This is a genomic window from Flavobacterium plurextorum (assembly GCF_002217395.1).
Taxonomy (GTDB): domain Bacteria; phylum Bacteroidota; class Bacteroidia; order Flavobacteriales; family Flavobacteriaceae; genus Flavobacterium; species Flavobacterium plurextorum.
Genome location: NZ_MUHD01000026.1, coordinates 68,983 through 93,506, shown reverse-complemented (window position 1 = coordinate 93,506; position 24,524 = coordinate 68,983). Strand labels below are relative to the sequence as shown.

Annotated in this window: 16 protein-coding genes; 1 reads left to right on the top strand and 15 read right to left on the bottom strand. The window is 34.2% G+C overall.

Features of this window, described 5'->3' with window-relative positions; genetic code table 11:
- Positions 1 to 379: 379 nt before the first annotated feature.
- The 11 genes from B0A81_RS13820 to B0A81_RS13770 all read right to left on the bottom strand — a co-directional run bounded on the left by B0A81_RS13820 (position 380) and on the right by B0A81_RS13770 (position 17,956).
- Positions 380 to 1,726: a glycoside hydrolase family 28 protein gene (locus B0A81_RS13820; RefSeq protein WP_089058581.1), complete on the bottom strand. Its 1,347-nt coding sequence runs from the start codon at positions 1,724 to 1,726 to the stop codon at positions 380 to 382.
- 105 nt (positions 1,727 to 1,831) lie between these two features.
- Positions 1,832 to 3,835 (bottom strand): pectate lyase, encoded by a 2,004-nt coding sequence (gene pelA / locus B0A81_RS13815; protein WP_089058580.1) that lies wholly within the window; start codon positions 3,833 to 3,835, stop codon positions 1,832 to 1,834.
- A gap of 8 nt (positions 3,836 to 3,843) precedes the next feature.
- A complete protein-coding gene (locus tag B0A81_RS13810) occupies positions 3,844 to 5,442 on the bottom strand; it encodes a glycoside hydrolase family 43 protein (RefSeq protein ID WP_089058579.1) in 1,599 nt (532 codons plus the stop codon).
- A gap of 228 nt (positions 5,443 to 5,670) precedes the next feature.
- Positions 5,671 to 6,891, bottom strand: a complete 1,221-nt coding sequence (locus B0A81_RS13805; RefSeq protein WP_089058578.1) for a glycoside hydrolase family 88/105 protein — start codon at positions 6,889 to 6,891, stop codon at positions 5,671 to 5,673.
- A 24-nt stretch (positions 6,892 to 6,915) separates the two neighbouring features.
- Complete coding sequence (locus B0A81_RS13800; RefSeq protein WP_089058577.1) at positions 6,916 to 8,121, bottom strand: glycoside hydrolase family 88/105 protein; 1,206 nt, start codon at positions 8,119 to 8,121, stop codon at positions 6,916 to 6,918.
- A gap of 13 nt (positions 8,122 to 8,134) precedes the next feature.
- A complete protein-coding gene (locus B0A81_RS13795) occupies positions 8,135 to 9,334 on the bottom strand; it encodes a glycoside hydrolase family 88/105 protein (RefSeq protein ID WP_089058576.1) in 1,200 nt (399 codons plus the stop codon).
- A 313-nt stretch (positions 9,335 to 9,647) separates the two neighbouring features.
- Complete coding sequence (locus tag B0A81_RS13790) at positions 9,648 to 10,613, bottom strand: DUF4861 family protein (RefSeq protein ID WP_089058575.1); 966 nt, start codon at positions 10,611 to 10,613, stop codon at positions 9,648 to 9,650.
- Positions 10,614 to 10,624: 11 nt separating this feature from the next.
- A complete protein-coding gene (locus B0A81_RS13785) occupies positions 10,625 to 11,560 on the bottom strand; it encodes an alpha/beta hydrolase (protein ID WP_089058574.1) in 936 nt (311 codons plus the stop codon).
- Positions 11,561 to 11,663: 103 nt separating this feature from the next.
- Positions 11,664 to 13,337, bottom strand: coding sequence for a RagB/SusD family nutrient uptake outer membrane protein (locus tag B0A81_RS13780; protein ID WP_089058573.1), 1,674 nt, complete (start codon positions 13,335 to 13,337; stop codon positions 11,664 to 11,666).
- A 12-nt stretch (positions 13,338 to 13,349) separates the two neighbouring features.
- A complete protein-coding gene (locus tag B0A81_RS13775; protein ID WP_089058572.1) occupies positions 13,350 to 16,481 on the bottom strand; it encodes a SusC/RagA family TonB-linked outer membrane protein in 3,132 nt (1,043 codons plus the stop codon).
- Between the two features lie 44 nt (positions 16,482 to 16,525).
- On the bottom strand, positions 16,526 to 17,956 hold the full coding sequence (locus B0A81_RS13770) for a glycoside hydrolase family 28 protein (RefSeq protein WP_089058571.1): 1,431 nt from the start codon (positions 17,954 to 17,956) through the stop codon (positions 16,526 to 16,528).
- A gap of 289 nt (positions 17,957 to 18,245) precedes the next feature.
- Between B0A81_RS13770 and B0A81_RS13765 the strand changes: the two genes are divergently transcribed.
- Positions 18,246 to 19,274, top strand: a complete 1,029-nt coding sequence (locus tag B0A81_RS13765) for a LacI family DNA-binding transcriptional regulator (RefSeq protein WP_089054078.1) — start codon at positions 18,246 to 18,248, stop codon at positions 19,272 to 19,274.
- Positions 19,275 to 19,461: 187 nt separating this feature from the next.
- Here the strand turns inward: B0A81_RS13765 and B0A81_RS13760 are convergent, their stop codons facing one another.
- The 4 genes from B0A81_RS13760 to B0A81_RS13745 all read right to left on the bottom strand — a co-directional run bounded on the left by B0A81_RS13760 (position 19,462) and on the right by B0A81_RS13745 (position 24,484).
- Positions 19,462 to 21,084, bottom strand: a complete 1,623-nt coding sequence (locus tag B0A81_RS13760) for a UxaA family hydrolase (protein ID WP_089058570.1) — start codon at positions 21,082 to 21,084, stop codon at positions 19,462 to 19,464.
- 36 nt (positions 21,085 to 21,120) lie between these two features.
- Complete coding sequence (locus B0A81_RS13755) at positions 21,121 to 22,566, bottom strand: tagaturonate reductase (RefSeq protein ID WP_089058569.1); 1,446 nt, start codon at positions 22,564 to 22,566, stop codon at positions 21,121 to 21,123.
- A gap of 215 nt (positions 22,567 to 22,781) precedes the next feature.
- Positions 22,782 to 23,450, bottom strand: a complete 669-nt coding sequence (locus B0A81_RS13750; protein WP_089058568.1) for a bifunctional 4-hydroxy-2-oxoglutarate aldolase/2-dehydro-3-deoxy-phosphogluconate aldolase — start codon at positions 23,448 to 23,450, stop codon at positions 22,782 to 22,784.
- Between the two features lie 11 nt (positions 23,451 to 23,461).
- Entirely contained in the window at positions 23,462 to 24,484 is a 1,023-nt protein-coding gene (locus tag B0A81_RS13745) for a sugar kinase (protein WP_089058567.1), read from the bottom strand.
- Between the last annotated feature and the right edge of the window lie 40 nt (positions 24,485 to 24,524).

Here is a 24,524-nt window from a genome sequence, read left to right as displayed (position 1 = left end):
ACTTCGCTCAGGAGGACAATACTTTGTATAGACGCATTGCGATGTATATCATCAGAAAACCTCTGTTCCTTTGTTCCTTTGTTCCTAATAGTCGTCGGGAGCGTGAAAAAAAATTTACTCTCGCAGATTTAGCAGATTTTTTTTACCGCAAAGTGCTTTAATGTTACGTAATCCCGCTAGCTATCGGGAGCTAAATTTTTTCTATATTTTATAGTCTCCGTTTGTCAGTCTGAGCGAAGTCGAAGACCTTTACAGTTCGAAAATCCTTCGACTTCACTCAGGAAGACAATACTTTGTATAGACGCATTGCGGTGTATATCATCAGAAAACCTCTGTTCCTTTGCTCCTTTGTTCCTTTGCTCCTTTGAACCTAAAAAAACTAATGCTTCGAAACTGCCGTAGGCACTCCTGCTCTTTTCCCTATAAAAACATCTGTCATCAAAACATTCTCCGCATTTTCGTTTGACAAGGCATTTTTTGCTTCTTTTATTTCAATATTATTCAAAGATATGTTTCTAATTTTTTTATCGGGGAAACCTTGAATAACAATACCAGATTCTGATGCTTTGTTACAAGTAATATTTGAAAAATGAATGTTTGAAATATCCGATTGATAACCTTTGCCTTCTCCATGATAATTAGCAGTCATATAAAGACAATCTTCAACTTCGTCTAATTGTATGTTTCGAACAAAAACATTTTTGATGTAACCTCCGCGGTCAGCATTGGTTTTTAAATAAATTCCTCTTTTTAAATAACCTATTGTTTTACAGTTCTCGACAAATACATTTTGTACTCCTGCTGACATTTCACTGCCAATTACAACTCCGTGAAGTCCTTTAAAATTACAGTTTCTAATTACGATATTCTCACTTGGCGTTGCTGTATTTGCTCTTCCCTCGTGATCTCGCCCCGCTTTAATGGCAACATTATCATCACCATTATTAAAGGTTACGTTTTCAATCAAAACATCTTTTGCGTATTCAGGATCGATTCCGTCATTATTATGGTTTAATGATTTATAACTGATGCCTCGAACGGTAATACTTTGTGATTTTAAAAGATGGAGACACCAAAATGGCGAATTTTCAATTCTGACTTTCTCAACAAGTACATTTTTGCAATTTAAAAACTGAATCATCTGCGGACGTAAAAAGTAACCTTCTCCAAATTTTCGATCTTTTAATGGCACATTATTATGATTCATATCTCGGCTTAACTCCTTGCCCGGACCTTCTTTTGCTTTAAAGCTTTTCCATATTTTCCCGCCTTCACCATCAATCGTTCCTTCGCCAGTAATTGCAATATTAGAACAGTCAGCAGCATAAATAAGCGGACTGTAATTATAGAGCATCGTGCCTTCCCAACTTGTTAAAACTAAAGGATAATCTTGAGGATTGTCGCTGAATTTTATTTTGGTTCCTTTTTCTATTTTCAAATTTACATTGCTGACAAAATGAATAGGTCCATTTATTTTATAAATTCCTTTTGGAACAATAATGGTTCCTCCGCCTTTCTTTTTACAGAGTGCCATTGCTTTATCAAACACCGTTTTATTGTTTGTAATAGAATCTCCTTTTGCTCCTATTTTCAAAATATTAACTTGATAAGCAGGAAACACAGGAAGCTGAATTCTATTTACTATCGAATCGACTTTTGCTGTTGGAAAATCATTTTTCTGAGCAAAAGAAACGCAGGATACTAAGAGGAGAAGTAGATATTTCATTTTTTAAGTTCTTATTTTTTAAGGTGCAAAGAAGCAAAGATTAATTCGAATACTCAGTATTTTAGGAACTACATACCTTTGTATCTCTGAACCTTTGTGCCTAAATTAAAAATACCAATTAGGTACTGTATCTTTTAGAATATTTTCTGTCGAATATTGCTCTGCTTCAGTTTTTGTAAGCTGATGTGACCATGTGACTCTTTTCTTTGGTTGAAATCCTTCGCCGCTGTTATTGTATTCGGCATAAAAGGCATTTTTCTCTGCATCAGGTTTTGACCAGTTTTCCCAGCCTTCGGCTTTTATATGTTTACCTAATTCACAATTGATAAAAACGGTTTTGGCATAAATACGCCAGGGTCTGCCCAGATAAACAGCCTCTGCAGCAGGTTCTGCGGTTAGTTTGCAATTTTTAAAAACAAAACCATAAGCAACGCCTTCAGGAGTTGAAGCAGCTGTTACATACGAACTTTTAATGCTGTGAATGACGCAATTTTCGAATAAAGCTGTAGCTCCGCCAAAAATAAAATCGGTTGTACCCTCAATATAACAGTTTCTAAAATACTGCTTAGCATTTTTTCCTGATAAATATAAGGTATCTTGATTTCCTGAAATAATACAGCTGGTAATTCTAGCTCGATTTCCAGTAAGCGATAATGCAATTGCCTGACCTTTATCGCCCGAAGCATTTTTAATGGTTAGGTTAAATGCTGTAAAATCGTCTGCTTCTACTAAAAGAGTTGACGTATAAAAAGTGCTGTTTCGTCCTAAGTTGATTTTCGAAAAATTATCATCAAAAGTAATGATCGTTTTCTCTTTACTTTCGCCAAACAAAATCAAATTATTGTTCCATTCAGGCACTCTAAGTTTTTCGTTGTATGTTCCGTTTTTAATGAGTATCGTTACTTTTTCATAAGGAAAAGACGGGCTCGCATATATGGCATCTTGTATTTTGGTAAAATCTCCAGAACCATCCTGTGCTACGGTAAAAAAAACAACTTTCTTTTTCTCTGCTCCTGTTTCTGAAACTTTTGTACCATTTTTAATTCCCCAAGCTGTATATTTCTTCAGTACTTCTTTTGGTTCATCTGTATACCATGCGTAACCGTTTCGGCGTTCTGCTCCAATTTCATCCAATGATTTCTTTTTGATTCCGTCACGATCGCAAAAGAAAGGTTCATTATTGTCCAATTCCATAAATCTTGCCCAGATTGGCGCTGCATTCTGAGTTGGAATCATCTTTTTATCAATAACTTTACCTGCATCATTTAAAACACGCTTTTCTTCAAGATTGGTGATTTTTGTTTTTTCAAACCATGCATAGGCGCTTTTTACAGCGGTCATAATCTCTGGTGACGGTTTTTTAATTGACATCAAAAGCAGTACAATTTTAGCCGATTCTTTTCCGCTGAGCGAAGGCAATTCATACGCTCTAGCTTTCGCAGGAAGCAGTGTAACTTCATCGTGCTGTGCACACCAAGCCGTTAAAACTCCGTTTTGTTTGTATTGCGTTTTGATGATGCAGTCAATTCCTTTATCAAAAGCTGTTTTTGTTTTTGCAATAATTTCTTTTGAAGGTTTTATACTGTAGAAATCAGTTTCTTCACTTACTTCTTTCATTACCTCTAGAATACGCACCATCGAATCGTCATTGTACGTAATGTGTGTGTAATACCCTTTTTTCAGCGGATAAAATTGAGGCCAGCCGCCATTTGCATATTGCGCTTCCAGTAAATAATTTAACCCTTTTAAAAATGATTCTTTGTAACGCTCGTCTTTTACCTGAGCATACATTTTAGACATATAGAGCATTTCCTGAGTGGTTGCTCCATTGTCTGTTGTGGTTTCTTTTGTGGTCTTTTTTATGTCGAGTAAATCCTTTTTCTGCGAAGGAGTCAGCTCGTTCTGCATTTGAATATTCTTTGGCCAGCCTCCAATATCTCTTTGGTAAAGCAGTACGTTTTCGGCAATCTTTTTAGCTTCTTCAGTGCCAAACCATGAAGCATCGCTTTTACGAATTATATCAGGCCAGTTTTTATAAGTATTCTGCGCCTGAATTCCAAAACTCAAAGCGATACTGAAAAGCAATAGGATTTTTTTTAACTGAATCATTCTAAATTTTATTTCGTTACTCTAAACCAATCAACCGCAACATTTCCAGAATCGTTTGTTACCTTTTCGCTTAAAGCAAAAAGTCCCATTTTTGCACCGATCCATTTTCCTTCCGTTGAAGTAAAATCACTTCCTATCGGCTGATAGTTTTTATCATCTAAACTATAAAAGAAACTGCAGATTCCGCCCTTTTTAACTTTTACTCTCAAATAAATTATATTGCTGGAAATTAAAACTGGTTTTGTTTCTGTTTCTGAAACTGTTTTATTAAAAGTTCCTGTTTTTTGGTTAAGATATAATTTACCATTATCATTTTTCAGGCATAAATAACTATAATCCAATCCCATAATAATCAGTCCTGTAGATTCTCCATTTAATCTAGTATTGAAAGTTAATTTGGCTGTCGCCGAAAACTCTTCAGCAGGAAATTTTTGAAGCAGTAAATTTGGAGCATCAAAAATTCTTTTACTATCCTTAATTGTCGTCATGCAAAATAAATTCAAATAGCCAAGACTCGTAGGCAAACCCCAATTGATCTGAGAATTTGCCTGCCATTGCCATTGCAACCCTAATTTTGGTTCATTAAACTCATCTGATACTGCAGGATTTTCAATTGGATATTTTTTACCAACATTTGGTTTTTTATAAGTTGTAACCGGTTCTCCTATTCCATTTTTATCAAAATCCTGTCCCATAACCGGCCAATCTTTTTCCCATTTCATAGGCTGCAAATGCACTATTCTTCCGTAAGCACCTTTATCCTGAAAGTGGATAAACCAATCTTCGCCTGTCTGCGTCTGCACCCAAGCGCCTTGATGCGGACCGTTTATTTTGGTTGACCCTTGCTCTAAAACTTTTTTCTTTTCATAAGGTCCAAAAACATTTTTAGATCTTAAAATAGTCTGCCAGCCCGTTGGAACACCTCCTGCTGGTGCAAAAATGTAATAATAATTATTTCTTTTATAGAATTTTGGACCTTCAATCGTGCCTTCGCCATCATGTCCGTCAATCACCATTACTTCATCATTATTGGCAATTGTTCCTTCAGCATTCATACTGCACACCACAATTAAACTTTTAATCTGCGCTCGGCTTCCGGCAAATGCATGCACTAAATAAACTTTTCCATCGTCATCCCAAAGCGGACTCGGGTCAATAAGTCCTTTTCCGGCTTTTACTAAAAGCGGTTCTGACCAAGGCCCTTCTGCATTTTTAGCTTTTATCATATAAATCCCAAAATCAGGATCTGGATAGTAAATATAAAATTCATTGTTATGAAAAGTAATGCTTGGCGCCCAAACACCGTTTCCGTGCTGCACTTTATCATACGTTTCAAAAGGCGGCTGTTTTGGCAGTGCATAGCTTACAATCTTCCAATTAACTAAGTCTTTAGAATGCAAAATTGGTAATCCTGGAATACAATTAAAAGACGATGCAGTCATATAAAAATCATCTCCAACCCTTACTGCGTCAGGATCTGAATAATCAGCATGAATAATTGGATTTGTATAAGTTCCATCTCCATTATCTGGTGTCCATACTTGTGCTGTATTTTTCTGAAATGAAAATACGGAAAGGAGAAGAACTGCGATTTTTATACTTTTCATTTTTGTTTTATTTTTTTACTCAACGCCTTTTTTGTCATTTCGACGTAAGGAGACCCGAACGATAGCGAATTGGCGAAGCAAATCACACCCGAAACTCCTTACATAATGTTACCAATCTTTATTGAATTCCGTGTGCGATTTCTCCTTTTGGTCGAAATGACAATACTTTGTGCTTTCCTAATAATTATCCTAACCAATCATTAATAACTAATAATTAACAACTATAAATTATCTATTTAATTCTAAAGCAGCCAAGATAAATGGTCCCGTTGCTTTAGGATCGTTGTCTTTCTTTCTTTCATTTACATAATATTCGTAAGAACCGTCACGATATGGAGTTCCTCCTAAACCAGCAACTTGGCAGCAGTTTGTTAATGTAATACCGCCGTCCTCATCTACTTTTTTGATTAAAACTGTTGTTAATCCGTCAAAAGCTTTGTTGGCTAATTTTTTATATTTTGCAGGTAAATAACCTTTGTTTGCTCCTTTTGCAAAAGCATAAGCAAACATTGATGATCCTGAAGCTTCTAAATAGTTTCCTTTTCCTCCTGCTTTATCAGTAACTTGATACCACAATCCAGATTTATCTTGATATTTAGCCAAAGCTGCTGATACATTGTTTAAATACTTAATTAATTCTGCTCTCTTTGGATGTTCTTTTGGCATATAATCTAAAACATCAACTAATGCCATTGCATACCAGCCTAAAGCTCTAGACCAGAAATTTGGCGAGTTTCCTGTTACTTTATTCGCCCAAGGCATTGCTTTACTTTCATCCCAACCATGGTACAATAATCCTGTTTTAGGATCTGTTGCGTGTAATTGAATCAACTCAAATTGTTTTGCGATATCATCAAAACTTTTTCCGTTTTCAAACGTCAAAGTATATTCAGCATAAAATGGTTCTCCCATATACAAACCGTCTAACCACATTTGGTTTGGATAAATTTGTTTGTGCCAGAATCCGCCGCTCGCTGTGCGAGGCTGCTCTGTCAATTGTTTACGAACCAATTGCATTGCTTTTAAATATTTATCCTGTTTTGTTTCGGCATAAATAGCAAAAAGTAAACGTCCCGGAACCACCAAATCGATATTGTATTTATCTAGTTCGTACGTTTTAATCGTACCGTCTTCCTGCACCAATTCATCTACATAACCTCTTATATAAGCTTTGTAACGTGGATCTGGATTTTTCTTGTACAATTCTTCAATAGAATGCAAAACCAAAGCATGAACATAATCCCATTTTGGCTTTTTAGAATCGTCGATCATGTAACTTTCTGGATGACGTTTCATTAAAGTTAAAGCCATTTTATCTGACCATTTCATGTCTTTCGAAATAACGATTTCTTTTTTTGCAGTTTCCTGTGAAGTTACTTTACAGCCTGTTAAAGCCATTACGCAAACTAATAAAACCGACATAAAACTGTGTTTCCTACTATTTTTCATTTCAAAATATATTTAAAAATTCTACTATTGTTCTACTTCTAATGCAGCCAAAATAAATGGCCCTAAACCGTGTGAGTTATCTATTTTTATTTTCTCTTTGATGTAATATTCAAAAGAACCATCGCGGTATGGATTTCCTCCTAAACCTGCACTGGCACAAACCTGCGTGATATGAATTTCACCATCAGCATCAACGGTAACCAGTTTTTTAGTAATGGCGTCGAAACCTTTTAAAGCGAGTTTTTTATACGATGCTGGTAAATATCCTTTTTTTGCTCCTTTCGCAAAAGCGTAAACAAACATTTCAGATCCTGAAGCTTCAAGATAATTGCCTTCTTTATTTCCTGCATCAGTAACCTGATACCATAATCCAGATTTGTCTTGATATTTTGCTACTGCTTTTGAAATATCGTTTAAATACTGAATTAGTTCTTTTCTTTTTGGATGTTCTTTCGGCATATAATCCAAAACATCAACTAATGCCATCATGTACCAGCCAATAGAACGCGACCAGAAATTTGGTGAAGTCCCTGTTTCTTTATTTGCCCAAGGCATTTGTTTACTTTCATCCCACGCATGAAAAAGCAATCCTGTTTTTTTGTCCAGCGTGTGCAGATGAATTTGTTCAAATTGTTTGGCAACATCATTTAAATCTTTTCCCTTATCAAATTCAACCGTATATCGTGCATAGAATGGTGTTCCCATATACAAACCGTCAAGCCACATTTGATATGGATATATTTTTTTATGCCAAAAACCACCTGAATTTGTTCTTGGATGTGTTTCTAATTGCTTACGCAATGTTTGCATAGCAATTAAGTAGCGATTATCGTTTGTTCTTTTGTAAAGTTCAAATAAAAACTTGCCTGGATTTACATAATCGATATTATAATCTTCGAGTTTGTAATTCATAATTTCTCCCGAAGGATTAACTACTGTTTCTCCGTAAGCTTTGATATAATCACCGTAAACAGGATTATTTGTTTCTTGATGCAGTTTTTCAAAAGAAGTCATCAATAAACCCAATTTGTAATCCCATTTTGGTTTTTCGTTATTATCGACCTGCCAAGCCTTTGGAGCACGTTTGATAACTGAAAGCGCCATTCGCTCTGACCATTTTAAATCTTTTGAAATAGTACTGGAAGACTGCGCCGAAATTTCATTAAATGAAAATACAATCGCACTTATCAGTACAATTCTGGCAAAACTAAAATGGCTTTTCTTTATCATAATAAATCGTTTGTTATTTATTTAATTCCACTGCACTTAACAAAAATGCTGCTAATGCAGGCGAACTGTTATCTTTTGCTTTGCTTTTTGCATAATATTCATTTGAACCATCACGAAAAGGTTTTCCACCCAATCCTACATTTGATGAAACATTTGAAATCGTAATCTCATTACTTTCATTTGTTTTGACAAATTCTTTTACATACGCATCAAAAGATTTTTGTGCTGTTTTTTTGTACGATACATTTAAATATCCCTTATCAGCACCTTTTGCCAAAACATAAATAATCATTGCAGAACCTGAAGATTCTAGATAATTGCCTGACAGTTCCGGTTTATCGGCAACTTGATACCACAATCCTGAAGGGCTTTGAGCCTTAACCGAATTCTTTGCTATTTCATTCAAATAACTTACTAATTCTTTTTGCTTTGGATTGCTTTTAGGGAAATAATCCAATGTTTCTACCAATGCCATCATATACCATCCAATTCCTCTGCTCCATATTGTTGGCGAAGTTCCTGTTTCTTTATTTGCCCAGCCAATTTCTTTACTTTCATCCCAAGCCTGATAAGGTAATCCTGTCTTTTTATCTAATAAATGATTGTGAACCAATTCAAACTGTTTCGCTATATCGTCTAAACTTTTACCCTTTTCATACTTAACTGTATATTGAGCATAAAAAGGTTCTGCCATATACAAACCATCAATCCACATTTGATTTGGATAAATTTGTTTGTGCCAAAATCCTCCACTTGGTGTTCTTGGCTGACTTTCAAGCTGTGTTCTTAATTGTTTGATAACCGTTAAATAGCGATTGTCTTTTGTTTCCTCATATAAGTTAAACAACAGTTTCCCCGGATTTACATAATCAATATTGTATTCTTTAATATCATATTTAGCGATGTTTCCATTGCTGTCAATTAGTTCATCTGCATATTCTTTGATGTAATTGAGATATTTTTTGTCTTTTGTTTTCAAATACAGTTTCTCAAAAGCAGACAAAGTCAAGCTCATTTTATAATCCCATTTTGGTTTCTCGGTTCCGTCGATCTGCCAAGCTTTGGGATATTTATTCAAAATTGTTACTGCTGTTTTCTCTGACCATTTTGAATTTGCCGAAACTGCAATTTTATTCTGATTATCATTGTTCTGACCAATTGTAAAAATGCTGTACAACAAGAAAAATGCAAAGACTGTTTTTTTATAATTCATTCTTATATTTTGTTTTACCACTCCCGACAGCTATCGGGATAATGGATTATTTGGATTATTCTTTGCTTGTATCTTAAACGCTTAGAAACATAGCTTTTGATACTTGACAAAAGGCGTTTCACTTTCACTAACACACCTATTATTCAATGTGTAAGAAGTAAGTTTCTTTTTATACACTTTTAAAACACAATAAATTCTATGTTTTTATGTGTGAAATTATTTTCACGCAGATCCAGCAGATCTAACAGATTTTTTTTCATCTTTTTTTACTCATTTATCCCGATAGCTGTCGGGAGCGGCAAAAAACTAAAATCTACATTTTTCCTTTTTTGTTTAGAATTTCTAATTGAGCATCTAAATATTTCACGAATTCTTCTTTCGATTTTATCCCGTTTTGTTCTTGTTCCCAAGCGCCTAAAAGGTAAAATGAAGTCGCTTTTGTCGTTGGTTTAAAAACTAATAAATAATCTAAATCAGTGTCCGCAATATTTTCGATTGTGTTTACTTCATAAAAAATAGCCATTCCTAATTTATCTGGAACTAAAGACTGTACGCCGTAAGTGGCCAAATATGCCCATTTTTTGTTTTTGCTTTCTTTTTTAAGAAGTTCTGCATTTTTCTGTTTTACAATTCCAGTACAAATTCCTTTAATTTCTTTTGAAGCCTGAATCGTATGTTTTGTATACAACTGATCTGGTTTTATCGTTAAAGTCGAAGTAAAATCAATTTTATCAGAAGCAGTTTTCCATCCATAATAATTCACTTTTACACCAGATTCGTTGTTTTTATTTACAACAGTGGCAATCGTAGAATCTACTTCACGGAAATGCAGTTTTTCATTGTTTAAATAACGATCAATTGATCCAATCCCAATTCCTTTTCCTGCTTTTAGAATATCCGCTCCCCAATCGCTCATTTCGTGATACGAATCGAAATTATCCTGACCTACAATTGGCAGAATCATTTTAGAAGTTTTCTTTCCAAAAATATCAATTGCATTTCTCCAGTCTAGATACAAACGATATCCAATTCGGTTACTTTCCCATCCTGGACCTTCATAACGAATATCAAAAGAGTGATCTGTATGCTCTGGAGCTAATTTTAATCGATCTACATTTTTAAAAACGGTACCGCCTTTGTATTTTCTTCCCTCCCAATGTCCATCTGTTTTAGCAGAAATTTCGGCATATGTTTTAGCAGTTTTAATATCATACTTTTGAGCATTTACTGATGTAAAACCAATTAAAAATAAGGCTGCGACTGTGATTTTTGTTTTCATTTTTATTGCAATTATTTGAATGTCTTTTTTAAAAAATTAGTTGTAAAATCAACGGTTGGATTAAACCAAGGCTGAAAAAACCAGAAGGAATGAGGCGAATTTTCGATTGTATGAACTTCATTATAAATCTTATATTGATTTAGAATTTTTATCATATCATCTCTTCCGGCATGAAACCTGTCGATACTGCTGTTTATAAACAATATTGGAGGTGTGTTTTTATTGGTATGGCTTAAAGCCGATGCGTTTTTCCAGTTCTCTGTTTTTTCTTCATAAGAACCTCCCAGCCAAAACGATGCCATCTCTCCCTCTGAAGATTCTGGATGCCTAAATGCTAAAATGCCGTCTACATTGATAATTGCATTTACTTTTGAAGATGATTTACTTTTATTTGAAGGATCATCAAAAGCAGAATTTCCATTTGTTGTACCAATCAAAGCTGCCATTTGACCTCCCGAGGAACAGCCTAAAACCGCAATTTTGTTTGGATCTACATTGAATTTCTTTGCATTATCTTTTATAAATCTAATCGCATTTTTTACATCATACACACCGTATGGATATTTTGCTTCAAGCGATAATCTGTATTCTATTGTAAAACAAGAATAACCTTTTGAAGCTATTTCTTGCGCCAAAGGATTCATTTGACTTTTATTTCCTGATCTCCATCCACCGCCATGAATCATGATTACAGCCGGATTTTGTTTTTGTTTCTTATTTACAAAAGCATCTAAATGCAATGTTCTTTCTTTTGATTTAAGATAAGCCACATCGCTAATTTTATCGACGTTTTCATTCTCATCGATAACTGGAATTGTAATCAACGGATATTTTTTTATCAATTTAGCATAGGTGCTTTTTACAGTGTACGAAGTGTCGACACTGTAAGTCTGCTGTGCATTTGCAAAGCATGTAACCCATAATAAAATCAATACAATTTTTCGCATTAAAATCCTTTTACTTTTTAGTTAAGAAAGGAGTTCGACACTGTGGCCAAACTCCTTTTTAACTGCTTCAAAAAAACAATAGTCTCAAAATATTAATCAATTACTAATAACCAGGATTCTGAGGAAAATCTTTATTTTGGTTTAAATCTAAAACCGATTGTGGAATTGGTCTTAAGATTTTAAGTTTACCGCCTACACCAACAAAGTTGGATGCTTTAATTTTATAATTGTATGCTGAAGCTCTGTCAACTAATGTTCCAGTACGCTTCAAATCAAACCATCTTTTATATTCGCCTAACAATTCTCTTCCTCTTTCATCAAGAATATAATCGATAGTGAATTGTCCGATTGTTGCATTGACAACTCCTGCTCTTTTTCGTACTTCATTTAAACGATCTAAACCTGTTCCTGGTTGTCCTGCTTTTAAATATGCTTCTGCCGCAATTAAGTACGTTTCTCCCAAACGAGATACGATAATATCTCTGGTACTTACTGGTCCTGTGCTTGAAGGTGTAGTTGGATCTGGATCATCAAACTTCTTCACTGGAATAGTATAACAGTCTAAATTTTTAATTAAAGTGTGAGCGGCAGAATACTCTCCCCAAGGATGGTAAACAAACGTAGCCGATTTTCTTGAGGCATTAGCTGTATTCCAAGCTGCTCTGTCAGCCGCAGTAAACCATTTTGGCTCGTAAAAGTGTCTTACTTTTAATGATGCTGGATTTGAACTTCTATAGTATGGATAGTACAAAATAGTTTTAGTAACACCATTTGTAGTTTCTGGACCTTCAAGAATTTCAGTCATGAAAGTAGCGTCCCATCTTTTATCTCCTTTTTCATATAATCCTAAAGCATAATCTGTTGGACATAAATTGTAGCTTCTTAACGGTGCTCCAGTTTCTGCTCCTCCTAAGTATGAACTAAAATAGTAAAACTGATTGTTCCCCAATTTTGTTGGATCTGTACTTGTTGATGCTTTATCATATTGTACAGAAAAAATCGTTTCAGCATTTAAATCGTTTCCAGGTTTGAACAATTGATCAAAAGCAATTGCCAAAGTCTGTCCTGCAATCGCAGCATCAGCATAACCTGCAGCCTTAGTAAAATCATCTGCTTTACCAAATGTTTCATATCCTCTTGTTAAATAAACTTTTGCCAATAAATCATTTACGGCTCTTTTGTTTACTTTTCCTGCTGAGCTGTAAGCTGCAGTTCCAACATTTGCCAATGCGAAATCTAAATCACCAATAATCTGTGTATATACTTCTTCAGCTGAATTTCTAGTAAAAGATAAAATTGGTGTTGAAATATAATCGTTTACAACTGGAACACCACCGTAAGTCTGCACCAACAAAAAGTAAGCCTGTGCTCTTAAAAACCTTGCTTCACCAACTTGAGCATTTAAAATTGAAGTCTGCTCTGTTAAAGTCGAAAAATGAATCGTTTTATTTACCGCCTGAATCAACTGATAGCAAGGATTGTATAAATCTGCCACATTATCTGATGAAGGTATTAAAAGCGTGTACTGACTTAAACCTGCAGGTTCTGGCCCTCTTCCTTCTGCATACATATCTGTTCCTGACTCAAAAAGCCAAGGATTTCCTCCATATATGCCTTTTAGCCATGCATAATTTGTATTTACCAATAATTGAAATCCTGATGCTGTTTTATACGTTGCATCTGCCGGTACATAAGAACGGCTTTCTTCTTCAATATAATCACTGCATGAACTAACAGATACAGCAATTATTCCTAACATTATTATTATTTTTTTCATTTGATATCTTTATTAAAATTTAACACTTAATCCCAATTGTGTAGTAACAGATGCTGGACGATTTACTCCAAATGGCGAACCTGCCCACTCTGGATCGTATCCGTCAAATTTTGTAAATACAAATGGGTCTAAAACATTTACATAAACTCTTAGATTACTGATTTTTAGTTTTCTCAACAATTCAGAATCTAGTGTATAACCTAAAGATATATTTTTAATTTTCACGTAAGATGCGTCTCTATAATATCCAAACAAAGAAGTCCAATAAGCTCCTGCTCCTGTTGCAACTGGTCCAGGTCTTGGATTTTCATTATTCGCATTAGCTGCGATTCCTGTTCCGTTAGTTGGAATAAAATAGTCCATTGCTATTTTCTGACGTCCTCTATCGCTGACATCAGCAAAGTTTTGGTGGAAAGTACTCAAAACAGTTTGTCCTTGACTAGTTAAAACTGAGAAATTGAAATCAAACTGTCCAACAGTTAATTTTGAATAAAAACTTCCCTGCCATTCTGGGTTTGGATTACCAATTACAGTTCTATCGTCCTGATTAAATTTACCATCACCATTTAAGTCTTTTGGTCTCGCTTGTCCAGGTGCCATTCCGTAAGTCGCTGCCTTAGCTGCTTCACTTTCCTGCCAAACTCCATCATAAACATAATTGTAGTTAGGATTCAAAGGTGAACCAAGGATCAATTTATTACCAATATCACTTACTTTATCTTGATTGTAAATTGACTCTAACTTGTTTACGTTTTTCGTGAATGTAAAAGTTGTTTCCCAATTTACATTTTTAGATTTAATATTTTTTGTTGTCAATAAAACCTCAATACCTTTGTTACTTACAGATCCAACATTTGCAAATGTATTTTTCCAACCTGTTTCTGCTGGTAATTGCTGCTTGTAAATTAAGTCATCAGATAATCTGTCATAAACATCAACACTACCACTAATACGGTTTTTTAAGAATCCAAAATCAACTCCTAAATTGTACTCTCTAGTTTTTTCCCAAGTTAAATCAGGATTTGCTAAATTTTCTGACTGCCATCCAGAAACAACATTTGCTCCTGCAGCATAAAATGTCTGCTGATTTAGTAATGCTTGAGAAGTATATGGTGCAACGTTATCATTTCCTGTATAACCTAAACTCGCACGCAATTTTAAATCAGAAACTACTGAACTGTTTTCTAAGAAAGATTCTTTGCTGATTTTCCATCCTAATGCTACAGAAGGGAAACTCTGCCATTTATTTCCTTGAGATAAAACAGAAGAACCATCCCATCTTGTAGAAGCTGTAATTAAATATTTATCCTTATAAGCGTAGTTTAAACGAACAGCATAAGAGTTTAAAGTATTCTTTGCATAAGATGATTTTACTACATAACTGGTTTGTACACCAGATCCCATATTATCCGTTCCTACATCAAAAGGCTGATTGTTAGAGTACAAAGAAGAAAACTCATCAACATTTGAGTACAAACTTTGTAACAATAACAAACTAAAATCATGTACTCCATTAAAAGTATGTTTTAAATCAATTTGATTGTCCCAAGTATAATTGAAATTATTTGAGTTTTCAAGAGTTGCAGAGTTTTTTCCGTTTAATGTTACACCAGCATTTGTTTGTGCAGTATAAGATTTTGAACCTTGCGTATCCATGATACCTGCTGCAAACGTCGTTTTGAACGAAAGCCATTTTAGAGGCTGGTATTGAAAATAAGCATTACCAACTGTCTGCCATGTTTTCTCTGTTTGAGAAGAATTAGCAATTTCCATTAATGGGTTTACTGTAGACGTTTTATTAATTGCCCAAGAACCATCAGGATAAGTTAATTTACCAGGTAAGAAAAATAAAGTTCCTACTTTTTCATTTCCTGCTGCATCAACAGCCCAAGGAGACATTAAAGGGCTTAATCTAAAAGCATCCTGCATAGCTAAATCACTTCCTAATTGATTGTCTAATCTAGCAATTGTAACATTTACACCTGTAGAAAACTTGTCATTTATTTTATGATTTAATCCTAATTTAAAAGAGTATTTGTCTGTTGAATCATTATCGATAAGACCTCTGTCACTTTGAATACCAAATCCTAAGTTATAACTCAAACCAGAATCTGAACGACCCGAAATATTCAAATAATTATTCTCCGTCATTCCAGTTTTAAGTACCGCATCATACCAGTCATAATTGTAACCGCTATTGGCACGAGAAACTAATAATGGACTTTGGTTTCCTGCTAATGCAGCTAATTGAGCTGGAGTCTGAGTTGCAGGAGTAGCACTCATGTAAGCAACTTGGTGAAATTTCCACCATTCTTCTCCCGTCATCATTTTTGGAAGTCTAGCTGCTGTTTTATTTCCATAAGAAGTATCAAATGTTACGCTGATACCTGCTTTTGCACTTGTACCACTTTTTGTCGTAACTATAATAACTCCATTAGATCCTCTAGATCCATAAATTGCCGCTGAAGATGCATCTTTTAAAACATCCATTCTAGCAATATCTTGTGGATTCAAGAAATCAATTCCATCCATAGGAACACCGTCAACTACATATAACGGAGAAGAACCAACCATACTTGGATTACTAGAATCTGCGATTAGAGAGTTATTTCCTCTAATTACTACTTTAAATCCATCACCTGCACGACCTGTACTAGATGAAATTTGAACTCCGGGAGTACTTCCCTGAATTGCTTCAAGCGGACTGATTGTGTTTCTTTCTGTAATTGTAGCCGCACTAATTGTACTTACAGAACCAGTAAGATCTGTTTTCTTAACAGAACCGTATCCTACTACTACAACTTCATTTAATGAATTTGACTGCTCTACAAGACTAACATTTACTTTGCTTTTTCCAGCAATACTTACTTCTTGAGTTTGAAAACCCAAATAGCTTATTATTAAAACTGCTTTATTACTTGTTACATTTATCTTGAAACTTCCTTCAAAATCTGTCGAAGTTCCATTTTTGGTTCCTTTCTCGTTAATGTTTACCCCTGGCAGTGACAATCCCGATGCATCTGTAATTTTCCCTTCTATTGTGGTAGACTGTGCTTTTGCTGAAAAGCTCACCAGAAAATTTAGGAAAAATAAAAATACAATATTGTATTTTATTTTTCTCTTTAATGATTGTTTAATGTTCATAATTTTGTTTAGTGGTTTTTTGGTTAATTGATAGTTACTTGTCCTTAATTATTTACTTTTCTTTCATTGATATAGGTATTAATAAATTTTATATTCTTCACATTTTTTAATTTATAGATCGAATCTACTTTTTGAATTTTTACGTTTTTAAGGGTTACATTTTCTACTGGAGACTCCTTGTAACCTTCTGCCCAAACGCTATATTTTCCACCATTTTTTACATTTACATTTTCAAGACTTATGTTTCTAATCGTTGGTATAAAATTTCCTGTTTGTGATCCGTATACATTATAAAACATGTTTAACTTCAGCACACATTCTTTAACAGTTCCTACCTCGAGATTTCTAACATAAACATCTTCAATTACACCGCCTCTTTTGGAATTGGTTTTGATTCGAATGGCACGATCCAAATTTGGACTGTCCATATTGCAGTTTTCTACAAAAACATTATTCACTCCGGCTGATATTTCGCTTCCAATAACTACGCCTCCGTGCCCGTCGATCATTTTACAGTTTTGCACAATGATATTTTTACTTGGTAATCCCACTCTTCTTCCATCAGCATCACGACCAGCTTTAATAGCGATACAGTCATCACCAGTATTGAAAGTACAGTTTCTTATTATTATGTTTTGCGAATACTCAGGATCGCAGCCATCGTTGTTTGGTCCGTGGCTGTTTACCGTTACACCATCAATAATCATATTGTTTGTTTTGATAGGATGTAAAATCCAAAAAGGAGCATTTATTACTGTTATATCCTTTACTAAAACTGTGTTACATTCAAAAAACTCAATAAAATTTGGTCGCAGATACCTTCCTTCTCCAAAAACTCTTTCTGATACTGGAACACCTTTTTCAGCCATATCTACCAAAACTTCACGATTGTTTGGATCATTTTGAGACGGAATGCCTTTTTTCCATCCGTAGTTTTTTCCGCCAGACCAAATCCACCAATTTGTACTGTCTGCCTGTCCGTTTAAAGTTCCTTTTCCTGTTACAGCAACATTCGTTTTATTCTTAGCGTAAATCAGCGGTGAATAATTCATTACTTCTGTTCCTTCCCAAGAGGTATGTACAATTGGATATTCTTTTGGATTCAAACTAAAAAGAATCTCAGCATTATCTTCTAAATGCAGATTTACATTACTTTCTAAATGAATTGGACCCGTAAGATATTTCCCATTCGGAACCAAAACTTTTCCTCCTCCATTTGATGCACAAGCTTTAATTGCTTTTTCAAAAACTAAAGTGTTTGACGTTTTTGCATCAGCTACTGCTCCAAAATCTTTTATATTATATGTTTTATCAGGAAAATGAGTTTCAGGAATACTTTTAATCGTTAATTCCATTCTTTTCCAAGGATCCGCCTCTGTTACACTATTAATCTTTTTTGAACATGATAAAACCATCACAACCATCATGCTGTAAAAAACCACCACTTTGCACGTTATACCTTTATCTTTAATCATTTGAACAGAATTAATAGTTTAACAAGCGAAAACATCAATAATTATGTAATCGATTACACGAAATTAGAAAATATGTTCCAACGAACCAAATTTATTTAGAAAAAATTTATACTTTTAATTTTTATTAATAATTATTATTACATTTAATGCAAAAATTATTATAATTTATTATCATTGTAAAACAGAAATCGTTTAAGTAATGAATTATGGTAATCGATAACATTAAATATCACATTATATAAAAAAAATGTATTTTTGTCTATAAATTAATTTGTAAAAACTCTTTTTAATGAGCGAAAAAGTAACCATTTATGATATTGCCGAAAAATTAAATATCACTGCAGCTACTGTTTCCAGAGCACTTAATAACAATCCTAAAATAAAAGAGAGTACTCGGGAATTGGTTATCAAAACAGCTGCTTCAATGAATTACAAGCAAAACAAGCTTGCTTTGGCATTAAAAAGCGGCAGAAGCAATAATATTGGAGTAATTGTACCTAGAATTGACAGCAATTTTTTCGCCTCGGTTATTAGAGGAATTGAAGAAGAACTGCATCCGCACGGTTATCAGGTAATTATATGCCAGACTCATGAAAGCAAAAAAAGAGAAAATGAAAACCTATATACTTTAATAGATGCACAAGTCGACGGCATAATCATGTCTGTTACTGATGTTACCTCTGAAAACGACAATGCTTTTCATAACGTACTACAAAAAAACGTTCCTTTAATCTTTTTTGATAGAAGTAAACATATCGACGGAGTGAGCTCTGTAACTATTAACGACTTTAGAGGCGGTTATTTAACTACTAAACACTTAATTAATGAAGGCTGCAGATGTATTGCTCACTTATCTGGTGACCAATCATTAGATATATTTAAAAATAGGTTTTTAGGTTACAAACAAGCTCTACTTGATAACGGAATGATATTTAGAGAAGAATATGTAATCCCTGTAAAAAGTAGTGTTGATGCTGGAAAAGAAGCAGTTGACAAATTATTACAATTAGAAACCCCTCCTGACGCTATATTCTCTTCAAGTGATTTCGCAGCTTTGGGCGCAATTCAAGAACTAAAAGAGAGAAACATAAGCATCCCGAAGGAATTTTGTGTAGCAGGATTCAGTAATGAACCTTTTACCAAATTTATGGAGTTATCCATCACTTCTGTTGACCAATCTCCACTGGAAATGGGAAAAATGTCTGCTCGCGTTTTCTTAGAACAAGTAGACAAAACCGATACCATTAAAATCGAAAAAAAGGTTGTTCTTGCTCCAGAATTACACATTCGTAAATCATCATCCAGAACTACCTTTTAGTTTTTTTTCTCAAACCATATAAGCTATATAAGTAAATTTAAGTTTACTTTAAAATATAACAAAAAAGCAGCTCTTACGGAGCTGCTTTTTTGCTACAAGTACAATCTCGAATGAACTTATATAACTTATATGGTAAAAAAAAAAGACGCACTGCTGTGCGTCTTTACATATATGTTTAAATCCCTTTTTATAAAGAAACTCCTCTTTTCCAAGGAATAAAGTCGTTTTGATTTAAAATCGCTGCTTTGGTTTTAATAGTACCACTTGCAACATCAATAATGAATTCTAACATTTCATCAGCCATTTCATCAATTGATTTTTCTCCAGTAATAATTCCACCAGTATCAATATCAATAATATCAGACATTTTAGCCGCTAATTGTGTGTTTGATGAAATCTTTACAACTGGAGCAATTGGATTTCCTGTAGGTGTTCCTAAACCTGTTGTAAACAATACCATATTAGCACCAGAACCTACCATTGCAGTTGTACATTCAACATCATTTCCTGGCGTGCAAAGCAATGTAAAGCCTGGTTCGTTAATATATTCTCCATAATCGAAAACACCTGTAATTGGCGATGTTCCTCCTTTTTTAGCAGCACCAGCCGATTTCATAGCATCTGTAATCAAACCGTCTTTAATGTTACCTGGAGACGGATTCATATCGAATCCTGAACCTGCATCTACAACTGTTTTTTCATACCATTGCATTAAGTCTAAGAAACGTTTTCCATCCTTATCATCTACACAACGATTTACTAATTCTTGTTCTACTCCACATAATTCAGGAAATTCAGAAAGAATTGTAGTTCCTCCCAAAGCAACTAAATGATCAGATAACACTCCCAATGTTGGGTTTGCTGAAATTCCAGAGAATCCGTCAGATCCACCGCATTCTAAACCAATTCTTAGTTTAGATAATGGAGCTGGTTCTCTCTTTATTTCATTTGCTATTTTAATCGCTTCAAAAGTATCTTTTACAACACTGCTCAACATAGTTTCAATTGTTCCAATAGATTGCTGATCGTAAATCAAAACTGGCTTTTTACTATTTGGATTTATTGCATCTAAAGCGTCTTTGAAAATTTGAATTTGCAGATTCTGACATCCTAAACTCAAAACAGTAGCACCAGCAACATTAGGATTGTTTACATAACCTGCTAATAATTTAGCTAAACTATGAGAATCCTGACGAATTCCGCCGCAGCCGCCTTGATGTGTAATAAATTTAACTTCGATATTATTAAACAAATTAGCATCATTTGAAGCTGCTTCATTACCTGCTCCGCCTGTTTCTAATTTTACCAAAGAACGCAGCAATAATTGATAATCATTTTCTTTTGGTTTCATCAATTCTTTCTCAAAAATATCTTTTAAGATTTCGATGTTTCTGTTTTCACAAAACACTAATGGAAAAAATAACCAAACATTTTCAGTTCCAACCTGACCATCTTCTCTATGAAAACCCTGCCAAGTTCTATCTTTCCATTTATCAATATTTGGAGCTGTCCAGCCGATAGTTTCTGTTTTACCAGTAACTTTATCGCTTTCGTGCTTCACGTTTACAGTAGAAAGCAATCCTCCTTTTTCGATTCTTGCACTTGCTTTTCCTACCAAAACACCATACATAATGATTCTGTCTCCCACATTAAAAGGAACCATTGCAATCTTATGTTTCATTTTTACATCAGACTCAATAGTAATTGATTCTCCTTCGAAATCAATTACTTCGCCCGCTGTAAGATTCACCAAAGCAACCGCTACATTGTCGGTTGGGTGAACTTTTATAAGTTTTTTTTGCGTTGCCATAATTAACCCTTGTTCTTTATTTTTTTTATCTTTTTTTTATTTTATTCTTTCTTGAAACTTAGCAAAGCCATCTTCAATACCATTTGCATCAATTTCTTCTAATGCAATTGTAATTGCTTTTGTCAATCCAGAGATTTCAGTTAAATCCTCATCCCAGAAACTTTTATTTTGTAATGTTAAACGAGCGATTTTTTCGTAATCATCCGATTTCCAAAGTCCGCTGAAGAAAGCTGTAATATCTTCACCATCTTTAACCGGTAAACTTTGACCATTCCAAGTTCCTTTGTAGAAACGAATTAAACTCGCTAACGAAAAAGTCAAATTAACAGGCAATTTTTGGTTAGCCTTATAATATCCTAATAAACTAGGCAAAACTCTTACTTTGAATTTCGATACAGAATTTAATGCAATATCAGCAAGTGCATGTTTGATAAATGGATTTTTAAATCGGTCCATTACTTCCTCAGAATAGGCCGTAATTTCATTTTTGTCCATATCAAGAGTTTCACTAATTTCACTAATAACGCTATTTACAAATTTTCCAGTAAAATCTCCGTTAACAGTTTCCATTACTAATTTATTACCATGCAAAAGTGAAAAAGGAACCATTGCCGTATGCGCACCGTTTAAAATACGAACTTTAATCATTTTAAAAGGACGTATATCATCAACGATTTTTACATTCAAATCTGTCTTATGAAAAGGCAATTTTGCTTTTAGATCATCTCCTCCTTCAATAGCCCAAAGGAAAAAAGGTTCAGCCGCAACAATTAAATTATCCTCATAATCTAATTTATTATTGTATTCTTCAATTTCAGCTCTTGGATATCCAGGAACAATTCTGTCAACCAAAGTACTATGATAGGTACAAGCATCTGATACCCAAGTTTTAAATGCATCTTCTAATTTCCATAAATCAACATATTGTAAAATATATTTTTTAAGCGTCTCAGAGTTATAATCAATTAATTCACAAGGAATTATTGTAACTCCTTTAGAAGCATCTCCATTGAAATGCTTAAATCTTTCATATAATAAAACAGTCAATTTTGCAGGAAATGACACCGGTGGCTGCATATCTGGAGTATCACTTTCAATAAATTCAATTCCAGCTTCAGTAGTATTAGAAACAATAAACTGAAGTTCTTCTTCTTTAGCTAAAGCCAAATAATTTGCAAATTCAGTATATGGGTTTATAGTTTTTACGATATTAGTAATTAACTCAATGTCTTGTATCTTTTCACCTTTTTTAATTCCGTTCATAAACAAGGTATAAAGACCGTCCTGATCATTAATCATATTTACCATACCGTCCTTCAAAGGTTGAACTATTGCAATACCAGCATTAAAATCAACTTCTTTATTTAGTTTGTAAAAAGCATAATCAACAAAGGCTCTTAAAAAGTTACCTTCTCCAAACTGAACTACCTTAATTGGCTGTAACTTTTCTAATCCTGTATTTATTCTATTTAATTTTTTCATTTTAAATTTTCTTTAATGCGTTATAAATAACCATTTATAAACCCTATTTCTTTATTTCTGCCTTTTAAATTGTAAATGAAACATTACACTTGAATGTAAAATAAAACCCGCTGTGAGGAGTGACAGAAATTATTTTGCAAGCGTAATGTTCAATTACAATCTCTAAAATCTAAAAAAAACGCATCTAAATAAGGATTGGCATGATTACTCCTTATTTATTTTTTTATATTTTTTATAATATCAAGAACCTGACTAACTTTTGCAGTTAAACCGTCAAAATCTTTATTTTCTAATATATCTTTTGAGATCAGCTGCGATCCTAATCCTACGCAAATTGCTCCTGCATTAAGCCATGAACTTAAACTTTCAACAGTTGGATAAACGCCGCCTGTAGGCATAATATTTGTCCACGGACATGGTCCTTTTATTGCTTTAATAAACTCTGGACCATAAGTATCTGCAGGAAATAATTTTACAATTTCACAGCCTAATTCTTCCGCTCTTGCAATTTCCGTTAGTGTACCACAACCAGGAGACCATAATACTTTTCGACGATTGCAGGCAATTGCTATATCTTCTCTAAAAACTGGTGTAACAATAAAATTTGCTCCTAAACTCATGTACAATGAAGCTGCTGCAGCATCTGTGATAGAGCCAACTCCTAAAATCATTCCCGGAAGTTCAGCCAAAGCATATTTATTTAATGCTCCAAAAACTTCATGAGCAAAATCACCTCTGCTGGTAAATTCCATTAATCTAGAACCGCCATCATAACATGCTTTTAAAACTTTTTTACTTAATTCAATGTCAGAATGAAAAAACAAAGGAACCATTCCGTTATCTTTCATCGTCTGAGCAACCTCTATTCTTGAAAATTTTGCCATATTTCTCTTAATTATCTCGACACTAATGCAGAACCATCACCATCAATCATATTTTCAACTTCTTTTAAAGTAACCAAATTATAATCTCCTGCTATTGTGTGTTTTAAACAACAAGCAGCAACTGCAAAATCTAATGCTCTCTGGTTATTATTTTGATATTCTAACAATCCGTAAATCAGTCCTCCCATAAACGCATCACCACTTCCTACTCTATCCACAACCGGCGTAACTTCTTTAACAGCCGCTTGATAAACCGCCTTTCCGTCAAACAAAATTCCACCAATTCTTTGATGAGATGCACTTACAGAATAACGTAATGTTGTAGCTGCCACTTTTAAATTCGGAATCAATTCAAACAATTTTGTATATAAAACTGGAAGCGTTTTTTCATCCTGGTAATTCGGATTCACTTTCGGAATTCCCAACATAAAATAAGCTGTATCGATATCTCCTAAAATAACATTACTATATTTCAGCATTTCAGGCATAACCTCACTTGGTGTTTTACCATACTGCCAAAGTTTTGATCTATAATTTAAATCACATGAAATTTTAATTCCAAGTTTGTGAGCCGTTTTAATCGCTTCCAAACAAGCTTCTGCAGCGCTTTGAGAAATTGCCGGCGTAATGCCGCTCCAATGAAACCATTCAGCACCTTCAAGAATTTTTTCCCAATCGATTTGTCCTTTTTCAATAGTCGACATTGCACTGTGAGCACGATCGTAAACTACATTACTTCCTCGTGTTCCTGCTCCTGTTTCAAGAAAATATATCCCTAAACGTTCTCCTCCGTAAAGAATATTTTTAGACTCTACGTTCATTTTTCTGATTTCTTTTAATGCAGAAAAACCAATTTCATTTTCAGGCAATCTTGTAACAAATTCAGCACTTACACCGTAATTTGCCAAAGAAACGCATACATTAAATTCTCCACCACCATAAGTAGCACCAAATGCTGTAGATTGCGAAAAACGTAAGTGTCTTTCTGTCGATAAACGCAGCATGATTTCTCCAAATGCAACTACTCTACTCATTATTTATATTTTTTTTGCCACTCCCCATAGCTATCGGGAT